This is a genomic window from Candidatus Eremiobacteraceae bacterium (assembly GCA_036511855.1).
Classification (GTDB): Bacteria; Vulcanimicrobiota; Vulcanimicrobiia; order Eremiobacterales; family Eremiobacteraceae; genus JABCYQ01.
On record DATCBN010000096.1, the window covers coordinates 49,408 to 67,712 of the forward strand.

Consider the following 18,305-nt stretch of genomic DNA (forward strand, 5'->3'; position numbering starts at 1 on the left):
GCTCACCCAATTGGGCAAGCGATGCTTGCCCTAGTACTGCTCGCTCACCCAATTGGGCAAGCGATGCTTGCCCAATTACTGCTCGCCCACCGACAATCTCGTCGGTCTGGCGGGTGGCGCCAGTCACGGCGCGAATCGTCCAGGCATGACGCCTGATCAGACCGTCGCTATCGACGGCACGAATCTTTCGCTTGCAAAGGTCGCTGCCATCTCGTGCGACGGCGCGAAAGTCGTTCTCGCGCCACATTGCCGCCCTCGCATGAAAGCGGCTCGCGATCTCGTTGAAAAAACGGTGGCGTCAGGCGAACGCATATACGGCGTGACCACTGGCTTTGGCCGCATGAAAAATGTGACGATCCCCCCCGAAGACGCGGTAGAGCTTCAGCGCAACCTCGTCCGCAGCCATGCCAGCGGCGTCGGTGAACCGCTTCCCATCGACGCGACGCGCGCTTCCCTGCTCTTGCGCGCGCATTCGCTCGCCCGCGGCAACTCAGGCGTCCGCATCGAAATCGTCGAGCTCTTGATAGAGATGCTCAACCGGTACGTCACGCCGGTGATTCCGTCGCAGGGGTCGGTCGGCGCGTCCGGCGATCTCGCACCGCTAGCCCACATGGCGCTCGTTCTTGCCGGCGAAGGCGAGGCTTGGCACGACGGCAACCGGCTTCCCGCAGCGCAAGCGCTCGCTGCCGCGGGACTCGCACCTCTCGCGCTTTCCTTTAAGGAAGGCTTATCGCTTATTAACGGCACGCAAGTGATGACCGGCATCGGCGCGCTGGCTCTTGTTCGCGCTGCAAACGCGTGCAAAGCCGCCGATATTGCCGGCGCCATGAGTTTGGAGGCGTTCCTCGGCACCGACGCGCCGTTCGACGAGCGGATGAACGCGCTTCGGCCCCATGCCGGCCAAGCGCATGTCGCCGCGAACATGCGCAGGCTGCTGCGCGATTCCGGCGTCATGGCCTCGCATGCGGACTGCGACCGAGTACAGGACGCATATTCGTTCCGCTGCATTCCCGTCGTCCACGGCGCGGTGCGCGACGGCGTCGCGTTTGTCACGAACACCGTCGAGATCGAGATGAATTCCGTCACCGACAACCCCGTGATCTTCCCCGAAGACGGATTATTCATGAGCGGCGGTAATTTTCACGGCGAACCGGTGGCGCTGGCTATGGACTATCTCGCGATCGCGCTTGCCGAGCTCGGATCGATCGCCGAGCGCAGGATCTACAAGTTGGTGGACGGCGCCGAGGGCCTTCCGCCGTTCCTGACCGAGCACAGCGGTCTGCGCAGCGGCTATATGCTCGCGCAATACACGGCGGCGGCGCTCGTCAGCGAGAACAAGACGCTGTGCGCGCCCGCTTCGGTGGATTCCATCCCCACGTCCGCCGGGCAAGAGGACCACGTCAGCATGGGCACGATCTCCGCTCGCCAATGCGAGCGCGTCATCGGCAATCTCGAAAACGTCATCGCGATCGAACTGCTCTTGAGCGCGCAGGCGCTGGACTTTCGCGCTCCGCTGACCTACGGACGCGGCACCTCGATCGCGCATCGCGCCGTGCGGTCGATGGTGGAGCATCTCGACGATGATCGGATCTTGAGCATCGACATCGCCGCAGCGCGCGAACTCTTGACAAGCGGCGCGCTCGTCAGCGCGGTTGAATCCGAGCTGGGCGCGTTGTAAACATCCTGACCGGCACGAAAGGACGTCGATGACCATAACCTCATCTTCCCGCGTCGTCCGCGCTCCGCGCGGCGCTGAGCTCTCCTGCCTTGGTTGGGGTCAGGAAGCCGCGATGCGTATGTTGATGAACAATCTCGATCCCGAGGTGGCCGAACGGCCGCAGGATCTCGTCGTCTACGGCGGCAGCGGCAAAGCTGCGCGCTCGTGGGAAGCATTCGACGCGATCGTGCGCACGCTGAAGCGGCTCAAGAACGACGAGACCCTGCTCGTGCAGTCGGGCAAACCCGTCGCGGTGTGGCGCTCGCATGAAGGCGCGCCGCGCGTGCTGATCTCCAACTCCATGCTCGTGCCGAAGTGGGCCGATTGGGAGAACTTTCGCAAACTCGAAGCGCAAGGGCTGACGATGTACGGCCAGATGACGGCCGGATCGTGGATCTATATCGGCACGCAAGGGATCTTGCAGGGAACGTACGAGACGTTTGCCGCGCTCGCCGCCAAACATTTCGACGGGTCGTTGAAGGGCCGCATCGTCCTCACGGCAGGTTTGGGTGGAATGGGCGGCGCCCAACCACTCGCGGTGACGATGAACGACGGCGTGGCGATCTGTGTCGAGGTCGACCCTTCGCACATCGCGCGGCGCATCGACGGCCGTTATTGCGACGTCGCCGCGTCGTCGATCGACGAAGCGCTCGCGTTGGCGACGGCCGCAGCGAGTGAACGCCGCACCCTTTCCATAGCGCTGCTGGGCAACGCTGCCGACGTCTTTCCCGAAATGCTGCGGCGGCGAGCCCCGATCGACGTCGTCACCGATCAGACGTCGGCGCACGATGCGCTCACCGGGTATGTGCCCGCCGGGTTCACGCTTGAAGGCGCCGAGGAATTGCGCGACGAGGATCCGGCGCAGTACCAGCGGCGCGCGATCGAATCGATGGGCGTGCAGGTCCGCGCGATGATCGACTTTCAAACCGCCGGCGCGGTCGTGTTCGACTACGGCAACAATATCCGCGCGCAGGCAAAGCTCGCAGGCGTCGAAGACGCGTTTTCGTTTCCCGGGTTCACGCCGGCATTCATCCGACCGCTCTTCTGCCAGGGAAAGGGCCCGTTCCGTTGGGCCGCACTATCGGGAGATCCGGCGGACATCGCGGTGCTCGACGACGCGTTGCTCGAAACGTTCCCCGACAATGCGCACCTGCATCGCTGGATAGCGATGGCGCGTGAGCTAGTGAAATTTCAGGGGCTGCCCGCCCGCATTTGCTGGCTCGGCTATGGCGAGCGCGAGAAATTCGGCTTGAAGATCAACGCCATGGTCCGCTCAGGCGAAGTAAAGGCGCCGATCGTCATCGGGCGCGATCACCTCGATGCGGGCTCTGTGGCATCGCCGAATCGCGAGACCGAGAGCATGCTCGATGGTTCCGACGCGATCGCCGATTGGCCGATCCTCAACGCGCTGATCAACGCTGTGGGCGGCGCGCACTGGGTCAGCCTTCATCATGGCGGCGGCGTGGGCATCGGCTATTCCATTCACGCCGGCATGGTCGTGGTGGCCGACGGCTCCGACGACTCGCACGAACGCTTGCGGCGCGTGCTCACCACGGATCCGGGCATGGGCATCGTGCGCCACGCCGATGCCGGCTACCCCGAAGCCATCGCTGCGGCCGACCGGAACGGGATTGACTGGCGGTTTTAGGTTCATGTGTCGCTCTGTGGGGCCGACTTTAATGGTCGGCCGCTAAGAACAAAATGGGCAAGCGATGCTTGCCCTCCTACAATGGGGTCGGCCCCGCAGATCCCTATTTCGAGTGGAGTGCTTGCCAGGCTTTGCTTGTAGGGGCGTGATCGAGGCGCTCCGCGATGACAGATGTCGCGGCCGCGACTCCGTCCAACGAAACACCCGTCTCGATTCCCATGCCGTGCAGCATGTAGAGAAGGTCTTCCGTGGCTAAGTTGCCCGCGGCGCCCGGCGCGTACGGACAGCCGCCGAACCCGCCGGCGGCGCTATCGATGATCGCGATGCCGCACTGCAGCGCGGCGAGCACGTTCGCAAGCGCGGTGCCGCGCGTGTCGTGGAAATGCATGGCGAGCCGTTCAACTCCGAACCTTGCGTTCAACCGCTCGCACAGATCCGTCACTTGATTCGGCGTCGCCACGCCGATGGTATCGCCGATGGAAAGCTCGTCGATGCCGAGATCGAGCAGTCGATGCGCCACCGATAGCACGGCGCTGGGCGCAACGGCGCCTTCGTACGGGCAGCCGAAGCACGTGGAGACGTATCCACGGACTGCAATGCCTTCCTTCTTCGCGCGCGCGACGACCGGCGTGAAACGCGCGATCGATTCAGCGATGGTCGCATTGATGTTGTGTCGCGTGAACGATTCCGAAGCAGCGGTGAACACCGCGATGTCGCGCGCCCCGGCTGCCAACGCTCGGTCCATTCCGCGTTCGTTCGGAACGAGAACCGGGTAGCGCACGCCTTCTTTCCGGCGAAGGTCGCGCATGACTTCGTCGGCATCGGCGAGCTGCGGAATGGATTTCGGGCTGACGAACGACGTCGCTTCCACGACTGCAAGCCCGGCATCCGCCAATGCTTCGATGAACGCGATCTTGATCGAAGTCGGCACGATCGACTTCTCGTTTTGCAGGCCGTCGCGGGGCCCGACCTCGACGACCTTGACCTGAGCCGGCACACCGCTCATTGTTCGATCCGCACCAGCACGTCGCCGGCAGCCACGGCGTCGCCTTGCGCCACGGTGACTTCGACGACGTTGCCCGCGTGCGGCGCGGCGATGCTGTGCTCCATCTTCATCGCTTCCATCACGACGAGGACTTGATGCGCTTCGACGGCGGCTCCCTTTGCGACGTCGACCTTGACGATTTTGCCGTTCATCGGCGCGGCGACCGAGCCGGCTATGCCGTGCGCGGCATGCCGGTGGCCCTTGGCGGCTTCGGCGACCGTCGGCGGCGGAACGAGCGCGCAATCGGCGTGGAACCGGTCGAACGCAAGCGCGATGGACCCGCGTGTACGCCACGCGACGAACGGCGACGCGATTCCATCCGCGAACGCGACGAATTCTCCGCGGCCGCGCTCCGAAACCACGACCGTGCGGCCGCCCGCGGCGCATTGCCATGTCGCTGAAAACGGATCCCAGTGAATCTTCACCGTAGCCTCGACCGGCCGGACAAATGCCACATAGCGCTCGGAAGAAGCGAGCCGCCATTCTCCCAGCCGCTGCCACGGATCGCCGCGTTGCGGACCGTTGCCTTCCGCCAGCAGAGCCGCGGCGGCACACATGACCGCCAGTTCGTTGTCGCCGTCGCGCGAAAGCACCGAAGGCGTGAAGTACTTGTCGATGAAGCCGGTTGTGGTCTCCCCGCGGGCGAATGCTTCGTTGCGCGCGAGCCAGCGCAAGAACGGCAGATTTGTGGCGACGCCGCCGACTCGGTACGCATCCAACGCTGCGGTGAGCCGCTGGATGCACGCGTCACGCGTCCGATCGGTGACGATCAATTTTGCCAACATGGGATCGTAGTCCGATGAGATGACGTCGCCCGCGATCACGCCCGCGTCATTGCGGATGCCCGGGCCATCGGGGGTTGCGAATGCGGTGAGCCGTCCGGTGGACGGCAAGAATCCGGATGCGGCGTCTTCTGCATAGATGCGCGCTTCTATCGCATGACCTCGCGGCACGACGTCCGCCTGCGACAATGAAAGTGGCCGGCCCGCCGCAATCCATAGCTGCTCGCGCACGAGATCGACGCCGACCACCGCTTCCGTGATCGCGTGCTCGACTTGCAGGCGCGTATTCATCTCGAGAAAATAGTATGAACCGTCCGCGTCGAGCATGAACTCAACGGTGCCCGCATTGATGTAACCGACCGCCGACGCCGCGCGCACGGCGGCTGCGCCCATCTCGGAGCGAAGCGCCTCACCGACCGCGACCGATGGGGTTTCCTCAAGAATTTTTTGGTGACGGCGCTGGATCGAGCACTCGCGCTCTCCGAGATGGATGCACGCGCCATGCGCATCGGCGAGCACTTGGATCTCGATATGGCGCGGCGCGGTGAGATATTTCTCGAGGAACACCGTGCCGTTGCCGAACGCAGCGAGAGCTTCCCGTTGCGCGCCTTCAATGGCGGCCCTCAGTTCTGACGATTCGCGTACGACCCGCATGCCTTTACCGCCGCCGCCGGCCGCGGCCTTGACCAGCAACGGCATGCCGATGAGCTCGGCCGCCGCAAGAAGGCCTTCGTAGGATTGGTCGGCGCCGAGATACCCGGGCACCGTCGCCACACCGGCGGCGTCGGCTGCGCGTTTTGCGGCGATCTTGTCGCCCATCGCCCGCATCGAGCTTGCCGGCGGTCCGATGAACGCGAGACCAGCAGTTGCGCACGCGTCGGCGAACCCAGCATTTTCCGAAAGAAAACCGTAGCCCGGATGCACCGCGAGCGCACGCGTGGCGGCGGCAGCGTTGAGAATGGCATCTGCATTCAAGTACGAGTCGCGCGCGGGTGCCGGCCCGATGCGGACCGCCTCATCGCATTCGCGGACGTGCAGCGCGCGGGCGTCGGCGTCGGAATAAACGGCGACCGTGCGCACACCCATTGCGCGACACGTCCGCGCGATGCGCACGGCGATCTCCCCGCGATTTGCGATGAGTAGCTTCCCGAATGGAATCTCTAACGCCACGAGGGCGCCCGCTTGTCGAGAAACGCCCGCAGGCCTTCTTGGCCTTCGGCACTCGTCCGGCGCTCGCTGATCGTCCGCGCGGTCCATTCTCTCGCTTCCTCCGGCGCGAGGTTCGGCACGGTGCGGGCGATTTTCTTGGCGACGCGCGCCGCTTGAGGCCCGCACGCCCGGATCTCGTCAACGGCGCCTTGCACCGCTGCGTCGAGGCTGGCGGCCGGAACGATCTCGTGCACGAGGCCGATGACCCGCGCGCGCTCGGCGCCAAAGCGTTCGGCGGTGGTGAACAGCGCGCGCGCGTGGCCTGGCCCGATCTTTGCGAGCACGAACGGCGAAATGACGGCGGGCACGATGCCGAGTTTGGCCTCGGTGAATCCGAAGACCGCGTTGTCGTCGGCTATCGCGATGTCGCAAACGGCGACGAGCCCCGAGCCTCCGCCCAAAGCTGCGCCTTGCACGCGGGCAACGACCGGGATCGGGCAATCGTTGATGGCTTTGAACATATCCGACAGCCGCAACGCGTCGCGATAGTTCTCATCTTGATCCAGTTCTAGACTCGCGCGCATATAGTTCACGTCTGCTCCGCCGGAGAACATCGTGCCCGCGCCTTCGAGCACGACAGCGCGGCTGGAGTCGTCTCCGGCGAGCGCGATGAACGCGTCGGTCAGTTCCACGATCATGGCGCCGTCGAGTGCGTTGCGCACCTCCGGCCGGTTCATGCGCACGCGGACGACGTTTTCGGCACGCTCGATCACGATGGTTGCGGGCATCGGGGTCCTTTCGTTGATGGGCAAGCGATGCTTGCCCTACTACATTTTCTCAAAGACTCACAGGCGGAACACGCCGAATTTCGTCGGCGGCAGTGGAGCGTTCGCGGACGCCGCGATGCCGAGCGCGAGTACGGCGCGGGTGTCCGCCGGATCGATGATGCCGTCATCCCACAGACGCGCGGTGCTGTAGTAAGGATTGCCTTCTGCTTCATACTTTTCAAGTGTGGGGCGCATGAATTCGGTCTGTTCGGCCGCCGTCATCGTCCGCGATTGCTTTTCCAACTGTTCCATCTTCACAGTCAGCAGCACGCTGGCGGCCTGTTCGCCGCCCATCACCGAGATGCGCGCATTCGGCCACATCCAAAGCTGACGCGGCGAGTACGCCCGGCCGCACATGCCATAGTTGCCCGCGCCGAACGATCCTCCGATGACGACTGTGAACTTCGGAACCTCGGCATTCGCCACCGCCATCACCATCTTCGCGCCGTCTTTTGCGATGCCGCCTTCCTCGTATTTCTTGCCGACCATGAAGCCCGTTATATTCTGCAGGAAGACGAGCGGCACGCCGCGTTGGCAACACAACTCGATGAAGTGCGTGGCTTTAAGCGCGCTCTCCGAGAACAAGACGCCTTGATTGGCGAGAATCCCCGCGGGCTGTCCTTCGATATGTGCAAAACCGCAGACCAACGTCTGCCCATATAGCGCCTTGAATTCGTGGAAATCGGATTCGTCCACGATTCGCGCGATGATCTCGCGGACGTCGTAGGACTTGCGGCGGTCGCGAGGCACGACCCCGTAGATCCCGGCCGGGTCGTACTTCGGCGGCCGCGGCTCGCGCACGGGCCATGCCGACCGCTTGCGCGAGTTCAGATTGGCGACCGCTTCGCGCACGATCGCGAGCGCATGCTCGTCGGAAATCGCATAATGATCGCTGACGCCGGAGATCTTCGTGTGCACGTCGGCGCCGCCGAGATCCTCCGCGCTCACGATCTCGCCCGTCGCAGCCTTGACGAGCGGCGGTCCTGCCAAAAAGATCGTGCCTTGGCCCTTGACGATGACGGTCTCGTCGGACATCGCCGGAACGTATGCGCCGCCCGCGGTGCACGAACCGAGGACGGCTGCGATCTGCGGAATACCCTTGCCAGACATGCGCGCTTGATTGTAGAATATGCGGCCGAAATGATCGCGATCCGGGAACACCTGATCCTGCAGCGGCAAGAACGCGCCGCCGGAGTCCACGAGATAGATGCACGGCAGATGATTCTGCTCGGCGATCTCCTGCGCGCGCAAGTGTTTCTTGACGGTCATCGGATAGTAGGTGCCGCCTTTGACCGTCGCGTCGTTTGCGATGATCACGCACTCGCGGCCTTCCACGACGCCGACGCCTGTGACCACGCCCGCACAAGGCGCATCGCCGCCGTACATCTCCCAAGCAGCGAGCGCGGACAATTCGAGGAATGGCGTTTGCGAATCCAGCAGTCGCGCGATCCGCTCGCGAACCGGCAGTTTGCCGCGCGCAGTGTGCTTGGCCATGGCGTCTGCGCCGCCGCCTGCCGCGACTTGCGCCGTACGGGCGCGCAGTTCCGACAGCAGTGCCATGAAATGGGCGCGATTGGCGTCGAATTCCGGCGAAGTTTCGTCGGCGCGGCTGTCGATGATTGCCATGCCGTACAATTGTCGCGCGCCAGGGGAGCCGCCTGCAGGGGGCCAAAGCGGTCGTCGACATGGCGAAGATCTTCGAGTGCGTGCCGAATATTTCGGAAGGCCGGCGCCTTGACGTCATCGAGGCCGTGCGCGCCAGCGCCGCGGCCGGTGATGGCGTCACGGTCGTCGATGTCAGCTCGGACGAAGCACACAACCGCTCGGTGATCACGATGGTCGGCACCGCCGACGGCGTACTGGTTGCAGCCGTGCGGCTCGCGGGCACCGCAGTCGAACTCATCGACCTGCGCATACATTCGGGCGAACATCCGCGGATGGGCGCCGTCGATGTCATTCCGTTCATTCCGGTGGGCGAGGCCACTATGGACGACGCGGTGCTTCTTGCACGCCGTTGTGCGCAAGCCGTGTGGGAAAAATTTCGCCTGCCGTCATTTTTCTACGCGGCCGCCGCAACGCGCCCCGACCGCCGCAAGCTCGCCGATGTTCGCAAGGGTCAATTCGAAGGACTGCTCGAGGCGGTGAAATTGCCTGACCGCCATCCCGACGTCGGCGAACCGCAGCTGCATCCCACGGCCGGCGCCGTCGCAATCGGTGCGCGGGATTTTCTCATCGCGTACAACGTCGATTTGCGGACGAACGACTTGAAACTTGCCGAGCGCATCGCGATCGGCGTGCGCCAGATGAGCGGTGGCTTCTTCGGCGTCCAAGCCAAGGGATTCGTCATCGCCGACGACTTGGTGCAGGTTTCGATGAACGTGCTCGATTATCGCGCCATCCCGCTTTACCGAGTCACCGAAATCGTGCGACGGGCGGCGGCGGGCCACGGTGTCGGCGTTGCCGGCTGCGAACTTGTCGGTCTCGCTCCGCTCGAGGCGATCGCCGATTCCGCGGCATACTATCTCAACGTCGAGACACTCGATCCCCTCCAGATCACGTGGTAAGCCCAGCCTGCGATTTTGCGATCGTGAACGCGACCCTCGCGACGCTCGCCCCGCTCTCCGCGCGCCCCGGCTGCGCGGTGACCGCCGACGATCTCGGCATCATCGAAAAGGGAACTGTCGTCGCACGACAGGGCCGCATCGCGGCTGTCGGCGCGCACGCAGATTGCCAAGCCGCGATGGCCGAAGCGAAACGTGAAGACAGCCTCGAATTCATCGAATACGACGCCCGCGGCGGCTTGGTCGTGCCGGGACTTATCGACGCGCACACGCACTCGTTGTTCGCAGGCGATCGAGTAGCGGATTTCGAGGCGATCTCCGCCGGCGAAAAACCACAACTCGGCATCCGCTTTACGATGGAACAGACGCGGCGCTGCAGCGACGAACAGCTCGTCGCTGTCGGCGCGCGTCGTTTGGCCTTGATGGCCGAGCACGGTACGACCACCGCGGAGGTGAAGACCGGCTATGCGTTGACCGCCCGCGGCGAGGGCGCCATGCTGCGTGCGATGAGGGAGCTCGACGCGCAGGCCGGTCTGCCGCACGTCGTCGCAACCTTTTGCGGCGCCCACGCACTGCCGCCCGAATTCGACGACTACGATGCATTCGTCGACGAGCTATGCGCGACGATCCTGCCGGCGATCGCGGAGCTGGACATCGCGCGCTTCGCCGATGCGTTCTGCGAAGCCGGGTACTTCAGCGTCGCGCAAAGCCGGCGCTTCTTGCTTGCTTGCGAAGCGCGCGGCATGCGACTCCGTCTGCATGCTGACGAACTGGGCCATTCCGGCGGCAGCTTGCTTGCCGCCGAGCTGGGATGCGCGTCGGCCGACCACCTGAATTTCGCCGACGCGGATGATATTTCGCGACTCGCGCGCGCCGGGTGCACGGCGGTGCTGTGTCCGTCTACCACCGAATACCTCGGCTTATCGCGCTATGCGCCGGCGCGCGCGCTGATCGCTGCGGGCGTGCCGGTCGCCGTCGCCACCGATTTCAATCCGGGTACGAGCACGTGTTTTTCCCTGCAGACGGCGGCCTATCTCGCTCGACGTCGGTTGCGGATGACGGCGCCGGAGACGCTGGCTGCGATAACCCTCAACGCCGCACATTCGCTTGGGATAGCACGCGAGGCAGGCAGCATCGAGCTGGGGAAACGGGCCGATCTGGTCGCACTAGCTACGTCAGATTATCGTGAGCTAGGTTACTATTACGGGGTCAATCTCTCGACGTTGGTTACGATCGGCCGCGAATCCACTCGATTTGCGATTGGCGGCGCAGCCACGAGGGTATTCTAAATCCGTGATGTCCGGCCTGATTCAGTTCGAAGCCAACTTTGTGAGCGCGCCGTCCGCGGTTGCCGATGCGCGGCATGCCGTCCGCGAATTCGCGGTGCGCGCCGGACTCGACCCGTGGGATACGTCCGATGTCGTCCTTGCCGCAGGCGAGGCGTGCAACAATGCCGCCGAGCACGCGCATGTGGCGGGCGGCCGGTTCACCGTGCGCGGCGTCGATGACGGAAATGCGCTCGCGATCGAGGTCACCGACTACGGCGGCGGATTCGACCTAGCGGGCAAAGGCGCCGGAATGGATCCGGAAGAGCGGGGCGTGCGCGGCCTCGGCATTTTCTTGATGCGTTGTTTGATGGACGAGGTCAGCTACTCGACCGACGGCGACGGCACAACCGTACGTTTGGTCAAGCGCTCGCCGCACCGGCATCTCAACGAAGCGGTCTAGACTACAGTACGAGGGTCGACGCAGCGAAACGGTTGCGGAATTCGGCCGGCGTCAGACCGACTCTCGATGCGAGCGGGCCCAGTCGCGGCTGCTCGAGATCCGATGGCTCTAACCGAATGGTATATTTGCGGCTCACTTCGTACGCTTCTGTCGTCGTGTCGACCAAGCGAACGCGAATGCGGCCGGTGTCGGGGTCTATCATATCCTGAAGCGGCACGGGCGCCACATGCCCACCGCGCAACGCGACCATCGCGCCCGAACCGCCGCCGAGCAGATAGCGAACGGCGCCATAACCTAAGGTTCGAGTATATTCCACGTCGAAAGGCAGCGGCTTCGCGCAGCGCAATTCGTAGCCCACGTCCTTCGTGACGATATCGATCTCCAGACGCAGCTCTTTGAGACGAGCCGCGACCGCCTGCTTCAACACGGCGCCGACGTCGATTTCGGAAAGCCGGATGTGGCCGTACTGGTCGCGCGGCGCATCGTGCATTCCGGCGAAATCGCGCTCATTGAGCCCCTCGGCGATGCCTTCGGCGATCACGGCGACCCCGTGCTCGGCGCCGGAAACCGCGCGCTTGATCATGCTGCCGACGATGACATCGGCGACGAGCCCTATCGACAGGGGCGCATCCTTGAACTGTTCCGGTATGATCGCGACGGTAGCGCCCGCGGCCTTTGTGATGCCGAGCGCGAGCGCACCCGATTTGCGGCCCATGCTGATCACGAGATACCAGCGGAGCGTGGTCCGCGCGTCCTCCATCAGCGTCTCGACGATGCCGGCGCCCACCGCGCGCGCGGTTTCAAAGCCGAACGTGGGCATGTTGTCCGGCAACGGCAGATCGTTGTCGATCGTTTTCGGCACCGTCGCGACGTGCACGCTGCCGCCCGTCGCTTCAGCGATCTTCGCCGCTCCAAACGTCGTGTCGTCGCCGCCGATGCACAGCAGATGCGTGATGTTCAACGCGCGAAGCGCGGCCACGCAATTCGAAAGCGTCGTCGCGTCCTGCGCTGGATTCGTGCGAGCTGTTCGGAGTATCGAGCCGCCCGTCCAGTGGATGCGGCTCACGTCCTCGATGCGCAGCGATATTGCGTGGGTCGCGTCGCCGCGCGCCAGCCAGCGGTAGCCGTCGTAGATTCCGACGACGCTGCAGCCTTCATTGATGGCTTCGATCGCCGCCGAGCCGATGACGCCGTTGATGCCGGGCGCGGGGCCGCCGCCTACCAAGATTCCAAGTGTGGGCATGGGTCAGACCTTCGCGGACTTTCGGTTATGCCCCGGTGGTCTCGGGCTGCGACGGTTCAAGCGCCGGCGGCTTGAGCGGCTCGCCGGACTTGCGGAACACCGTCTTGCCGTCCTCGGCATCGAACAGGATGTGATCGCCGACCTTGAACGTGCCGCGAAGCAGCTCCTCGGATAGCGGATCCTCGACGAAGCGTTGGATGGCGCGCCGCAGCGGACGCGCGCCCATAGCGGGGTCCCAGCCCTCTTTCGCGAGCAGTTCGCGCGCGGCATCGGTGGCTTCGAGCGTCATGTGCTGATTTTCCAGCTCCTTGACGACCTTAGCAAGTTCGAGACCGACGATCTCTTTGATCTGCGGCAGATCGAGCGAGTGGAAGACCACCACTTCATCGATGCGGTTGAGGAACTCGGGCCGGAAGAGATGCTTGACCTCTTCGAGGATCTTGTTCTTCATGCGCTCGTAGCGGACGGTGGACGAGCCCTCGTCTTTGACCGAACGGAATCCGATGTCGGCGGTTTTCTGCATGCCCGCGGAACCGACATTGCTCGTCATGATGATGACGGTGTTCTTGAAGTCGACCGCCCGGCCTTGAGAGTCGGTCAAGCGCCCGTCCTCGAGAACCTGCAGCAGCAGATTGAACACGTCGGGATGCGCTTTTTCGATCTCGTCGAGCAGCACGACCGAGTACGGACGGCGCCGCACCGCTTCGGTGAGCTGGCCGCCTTCTTCGTATCCTACGTATCCGGGCGGCGCGCCGACCAGACGCGAGACGGCGTACTTCTCCATGTATTCCGACATGTCGATGCGGATCATGGATTCCGAATCGTCGAACATGAACTCGGCGAGCGTCCGCGCGAGCTCGGTCTTGCCGACGCCGGTGGGGCCGAGGAAGATGAACGAACCGATCGGGCGCTTTGGACTCTTCAATCCCGCACGAGCGCGGCGAATCGCGCGCGTGACCACTTTGACCGCTTCGTCCTGGCCGATGATGCGCTTGTGCAGCGCATCTTCCATGTGAAGGAGCTTCTTGGTCTCTTCTTCGCGCAGCTTGCTGACCGGGATGCGCGTCCACGTGGAGACGATGTGCGCGATCTCGTCGGGCCCAACGGTGTTGACGGCTTCGCCCTTGCCGGTGCGCTTCTCGGCCCACTCGGCTTCCATGAGCCGCTTCTTCTCGCGAAGCTTCTCTTCGCGGTCGCGAACCTGAGCGGCCTTTTCGAATTCTTGCGCTTTGATGACGGCTTCTTTTTCCGCCTTTACCTTGCGGATCTCGGCATCGACTTCGCGGATCTCGGGCGGCATGGCCGTGGCCTGCAGGCGTACGCGCGACGCCGCTTCATCCATGAGATCTACCGCTTTGTCGGGCAAGAAGCGGTCGGTGATGTAGCGGTCCGACAGACGCGCGGCTGCCTCGAGCGCTTCGTCGCTGATCTTGACGCGATGATGCGCCTCGTAGCGGTCGCGCAGGCCTTTGAGAATTTCGATGGTCTCGTCCACCGACGGCTCTCCGACGATGACCGATTGGAAGCGGCGTTCGAGCGCCGAGTCCTTCTCGATATGTTTGCGGAATTCGTTGAGCGTGGTGGCGCCGATGCATTGCAGCTCGCCGCGCGCGAGCGCCGGTTTGATGATGTTGCTTGCGTCGATGGCGCCTTCGGCGGCGCCGGCACCCACAAGCGTGTGCAGTTCGTCGATGAACAGAATGATCTCGCCCGCCGCACCGCGGATCTCATCCATGACGCGCTTCATGCGCTCTTCGAATTCGCCGCGATATTTCGTGCCGGCCACGAGCCCGGCGAGATCGAGCGTGATCACGCGCTTGTCGCGCAGCAGGTCGGGGATGTCGCCCGTGATGACGCGTTGGGCTAAACCTTCGGCGATGGCGGTCTTGCCGACGCCCGGTTCGCCGATGAGCGCAGGATTGTTCTTCGTGCGCCGCGACAGGATTTGGATGACGCGTTCGATTTCGGTCGCGCGCCCGATGACGGGATCCAATTTGCCTTCGCGCGCGAGCTGGGTGAGGTCGCGGCCGTACGCGTCCAGCGTCGGCGTCTTGCTCTTCCCTTTGGCCTGACCGGCTTGCGTCTGCTGTTCCGCGCCGAGCAGCGACGTGGTCTGCACGCGCACTTTGGCCGGGTCCACACCGAGGTTGGTGAGGACGCGCGCGGCCACGCCTTCGCCTTCGCGGATCAAGCCGAGCAACAGATGCTCGGTGCCGATGTAGTTATGGCTGAGCTGGCGGGCTTCTTCGAAAGCAAGCTCGATGACGCGTTTGGCGCGCGGCGTGAAGACCATCTCTTGCTGCACGGTCTGACCGCCGCGGCCCACGATGGCCTCGACTTCGGCGCGCACTTTTGCCAGGTTGACGCCGAGCGTTTCCAATACTTTGGCCGCGAGGCTTTCGCCCTCGCTGATGATGCCTAGCAGTATGTGCTCGGTGCCGATGTAGTTGTTGCCGAGACGCTGTGCTTCTTCTTGCGCAAGCACGATGCTGCGCCTCGCACGCTCGGTGAATGGTTCCCACATGGACATACGGTTATTGACTCCTTGGGCGGGTCCGGCGGCTGCGACCGATTCGCGGATGCTGCGGCCCCTACTCCTTATACGTAGTGTTCGACACTTTCGTCCGAAAGTGCTTCCTCTCGGGACAAGGCCAATGAAAAGGGAGGGCGCATAGCCCTCCCGGCTGTTTGTAAGTGCCTGATCGTGGGCCTCAAGCGATTGCCGGTCCGTACTGCACCGGTGCCCGATGAAAACGGGGAATCGTATCGGCTTTCGGTCGATCAGACAAAGTGTCCAATCGCTACGCCCGGGTTACGCAACTCGGATGCGGGCATTTTTGTGGCCCGCTCACCGATCGGTGCGCTTAAGAGCGACCCCGCTTGAGGCTCGAGAAAATCATACAGCCGACATCGATGGATTGTCAAGGTCATGGCCGGAATGCAATATCGGGAACGCGAAGTTTCCGCATCGAGAGAGATGACTGCGAACATTCATCAGGTCGCGATCGCCGTCGGCTCCAATCTAGGAGACCGGCAAGGCAACATCGCGTCCGCGCTTGCCCGCTTGCGATCGTATGTCGATTTGACTCACGTCTCCTCGACGTACGATACGGTGCCCGTCGGCGTGGGGCAGCAGCCTGAGTTCCTGAATCTCGCATGTGTGGGCACGACCACACTTTCACCGCTCGACCTGCGCGCCGCGCTCGAAGCCGTCGAGCGATTCGTCGGCCGAAGACAAAACGGCCGGCTCGGGCCGCGCGCCATCGATCTCGATCTTCTTTTGTATGATGATCTCATTCTGAATAGCGACGAGCTTTCGATTCCGCACCCCGGCATGACCGAGCGTGCGTTCGTATTGGTACCTCTTGCCGAAATCGCGCCTGACCTTCTTCACCCCGTCGCCGGCAAGCGGGTGGCCGACCTCGCATCTTCGGTGGACGCCTCGGGAGTGAGGCGCCGCAGCGGCGGCTTGCTCGGTCGTTTGCGCAAGGACGTGCAGGAATCGCGTCCTGCAGTCGCGCTTGCGCTCAACCGCGCCGGCGTCACGGGCGTCCGCACGCTCGTCACGCTCGGTGAAGGCCATGGACGCCAACGAACGACGATCGCCGTGTTCGACATCTTCGCCGACCTCGACGCACTGCACAGCGGCGTCCATATGTCGCGTTTTTCACAAGATCTCGAGGATGCGCTCACCGAACTTTCGGTGGAAGACGCGCATGGCGTCGACGAACTGGCGCTGGCGCTTGCTGACCGGGTGGTGCAGAGCCAGCGCGCCGAGCGAGCGGAGGTTTTCGCGCGAGCAGAGGTCGCGTTGCCTCGAGTGACCCCGGCTAGCGGCCACCCGACGCACGAATTCTACACCGTCGTGGCGCGCGCCGTGGCCGCACCGGGCCACCGGCGCCGCCTGCTCGGCATTGAGGCTGAGGGGATCACCGCTTGTCCGTGCGCACAGGCGATGGTGGCCGACGACGCTACGGATCGCCTTTCGAAAGCCGGCTTGGACGGCGAGGATATCGCCAAGGTGCTTCGCATCATGCCCGTCGCCACGCACAATCAGCGGGGACGTGGGACGCTTTACGTCGGATCCGACCGCACGCCCGATATCGCGTCGCTGGTGGAGATCGTCGAACAATCGATGTCGTCGGAGACGTACGATTTGCTCAAGCGGCCGGACGAACTATTCGTCGTCAACAAGGCGCATTTCGCGCCACGTTTTGTCGAGGACGTGGTGCGCGAGATGCTGCGCTACGCCGCCGACGCATTCACCGACGTCGGCGATGACGGCTTCGTGTCCGCGCGTCAAGTGAACTACGAAAGCATTCACAAGCATGATGCGATGGCGGAGTCGTGCTCGACGTTCGGCGAACTGCGCCGCGAACTATCCGGCGAATCCGGCGTCCGCCACACCACGCTCGAAGAATGGCTCTACCCGAAGTAGACTTTATAGGAGGGCAAGCATCGCTTGCCCCGTTTTTTCTTCGGCTGTACCAGGGCAAGCATCACTTGCCCCGTTTTTTCTTCGGCTGTACTAGGGCAAGCATCGCTTGCCCAATTGGGTGAGCGATGCTCACCCTAGTACGGGTTGCTCACCCTCCTACACTACGAACGCTACGATGGATTCAGTCCATTCGATACGGCTTGCCGCCAGCGCGTGACCGCCGCTCGCATTGCATCGGTTTGTTCGCGCGTCTCGCTGGTCAATTCGATTCCCAATGCGAACATCGTGGCTGCCGCCTTCGGCGTGCTCCAACGCACCACGCCCTTATAGGGCTCGCGGGCGATCGACGCGATGAAAAAGCCATACGTGACACCGGGCTCGAGCCCAAGTGGGCTGTCCATTCCGAGCCCGGCCTCGCAAACATCGGTCGTCGTCGCGTCCGCGATGTTCGCGCCGGCAGCATCGGAAATCACCACCGCCAGTTTCACGGCCACTCGGTCCCAGCGACGATGGTTGATCATTTCCCGGGCCTTTCGTCACCAATCTGCCTGGAGATGCGACGTGCGGACGGGTGTTTCCGCTCGCGCATCGAAGCGCCGGATACGGAGATAAACGTGGCGTGAACTGGGAGCTTTCGGCCGTACCCTATTGGCCAATCCATCGGCGTCGCGTGCTGCGCCAGCGGTTGCTCGCACTCGCGATCGTTGCGGCGATATTCGTACCTGCCATCTTCATCCGCGCTCGTCTCGCCGCAGAGCCTATCGGCGAACGCGTTTTCGACACCGTGTCGTCAACGATCACATACCGCTACTTCGACGCGAATTATCGCGGCGTCGCATGGAGTTCGGTGATCGATGCGTATCGGCCGCTTGTCGAGAGCGCCCCGTCGACGGCCGCACGCTACGCTCTGCTGCGCGGCATGCTCGCGCGTCTCGGCGACAGCCACACCGCCGTCTTCTCCCCGCTCGAACTTCGTTCGTCGGCGGCAAACTCCGGACAAATCGAAACGGTGACGTGGCGCGATCTCTCGCACGATATCGGCTACATCAAGGTCGGTTCGTTTCCCGACAACATTTCAGAAGCGATCGGGTGGGCGTTGCAGCAAGAGGGCGAACGCGCGGGAGTCGTGCTCGATTTGCGCGGCAATCCAGGCGGCATCGTCGATTC

14 protein-coding genes are annotated in these 18,305 nt (G+C 63.7%); 7 read left to right on the top strand and 7 right to left on the bottom strand.

Annotation, left to right across the window (positions count from 1 at the left end; translation table 11 throughout):
* Positions 1-67: 67 nt before the first annotated feature.
* Both hutH and hutU read left to right on the top strand, forming a co-directional pair.
* The gene (gene hutH / locus VII69_12635; GenBank protein HEY5095953.1) at positions 68-1,678 is read left to right on the top strand and encodes a histidine ammonia-lyase; all 1,611 of its coding nucleotides are present in this window, start codon (positions 68-70) and stop codon (positions 1,676-1,678) included.
* Between the two features lie 28 nt (positions 1,679-1,706).
* Positions 1,707-3,365, top strand: a complete 1,659-nt coding sequence (gene hutU, locus VII69_12640; protein HEY5095954.1) for a urocanate hydratase — start codon at positions 1,707-1,709, stop codon at positions 3,363-3,365.
* Positions 3,366-3,468: 103 nt separating this feature from the next.
* On the opposite strand, the gene VII69_12645 is transcribed toward hutU, so the two are convergent.
* From VII69_12645 to VII69_12660, 4 genes are read right to left on the bottom strand one after another with little or no spacing between them, the layout of a single operon-like run.
* A complete protein-coding gene (locus VII69_12645; GenBank protein ID HEY5095955.1) occupies positions 3,469-4,371 on the bottom strand; it encodes a hydroxymethylglutaryl-CoA lyase in 903 nt (300 codons plus the stop codon).
* Entirely contained in the window at positions 4,368-6,362 is a 1,995-nt protein-coding gene (locus tag VII69_12650; protein HEY5095956.1) for an acetyl-CoA carboxylase biotin carboxylase subunit, read from the bottom strand. The genes VII69_12645 and VII69_12650 overlap by 4 nt, the downstream gene beginning before the upstream one ends.
* Positions 6,353-7,129: an enoyl-CoA hydratase-related protein gene (locus VII69_12655; GenBank protein HEY5095957.1), complete on the bottom strand. Its 777-nt coding sequence runs from the start codon at positions 7,127-7,129 to the stop codon at positions 6,353-6,355. The genes VII69_12650 and VII69_12655 overlap by 10 nt, the downstream gene beginning before the upstream one ends.
* 57 nt (positions 7,130-7,186) lie before the next feature.
* Complete coding sequence (locus VII69_12660) at positions 7,187-8,794, bottom strand: carboxyl transferase domain-containing protein (protein ID HEY5095958.1); 1,608 nt, start codon at positions 8,792-8,794, stop codon at positions 7,187-7,189.
* Between the two features lie 59 nt (positions 8,795-8,853).
* On the opposite strand from VII69_12660, the gene ftcD reads away from it, so the two are divergent.
* The 3 genes from ftcD to VII69_12675 are packed head-to-tail and all read left to right on the top strand — an operon-like array spanning position 8,854 to position 11,457.
* A complete protein-coding gene (gene ftcD, locus VII69_12665) occupies positions 8,854-9,732 on the top strand; it encodes a glutamate formimidoyltransferase (GenBank protein HEY5095959.1) in 879 nt (292 codons plus the stop codon).
* Positions 9,733-9,755: 23 nt separating this feature from the next.
* The gene (hutI, locus tag VII69_12670; GenBank protein HEY5095960.1) at positions 9,756-11,018 is read left to right on the top strand and encodes an imidazolonepropionase; all 1,263 of its coding nucleotides are present in this window, start codon (positions 9,756-9,758) and stop codon (positions 11,016-11,018) included.
* A 7-nt stretch (positions 11,019-11,025) separates the two neighbouring features.
* Positions 11,026-11,457 (top strand): ATP-binding protein, encoded by a 432-nt coding sequence (locus tag VII69_12675; GenBank protein HEY5095961.1) that lies wholly within the window; start codon positions 11,026-11,028, stop codon positions 11,455-11,457.
* 1 nt (position 11,458) lies between these two features.
* Here VII69_12675 and pfp read toward each other — a convergent pair whose 3' ends face one another.
* Together pfp and VII69_12685 are read right to left on the bottom strand one after the other, a co-directional pair.
* Positions 11,459-12,700, bottom strand: coding sequence for a diphosphate--fructose-6-phosphate 1-phosphotransferase (gene pfp, locus VII69_12680; protein HEY5095962.1), 1,242 nt, complete (start codon positions 12,698-12,700; stop codon positions 11,459-11,461).
* A 25-nt stretch (positions 12,701-12,725) separates the two neighbouring features.
* Entirely contained in the window at positions 12,726-15,230 is a 2,505-nt protein-coding gene (locus VII69_12685) for an ATP-dependent Clp protease ATP-binding subunit (protein ID HEY5095963.1), read from the bottom strand.
* 399 nt (positions 15,231-15,629) lie between these two features.
* Here VII69_12685 and mptA point away from each other — a divergent pair, with 399 nt between their 5' ends.
* The gene (gene mptA / locus VII69_12690) at positions 15,630-17,138 is read left to right on the top strand and encodes a GTP cyclohydrolase MptA (protein HEY5095964.1); all 1,509 of its coding nucleotides are present in this window, start codon (positions 15,630-15,632) and stop codon (positions 17,136-17,138) included.
* A gap of 170 nt (positions 17,139-17,308) precedes the next feature.
* Here mptA and VII69_12695 read toward each other — a convergent pair whose 3' ends face one another.
* Positions 17,309-17,659 carry a hypothetical protein gene (locus VII69_12695; GenBank protein ID HEY5095965.1) on the bottom strand — a complete coding sequence of 117 codons (351 nt, stop codon included), beginning with the start codon at positions 17,657-17,659 and terminating at the stop codon, positions 17,309-17,311.
* Between the two features lie 98 nt (positions 17,660-17,757).
* Between VII69_12695 and VII69_12700 the strand changes: the two genes are divergently transcribed.
* The coding region (locus VII69_12700) for a S41 family peptidase (GenBank protein HEY5095966.1) at positions 17,758-18,305 on the top strand (548 nt) is incomplete at its 3' end.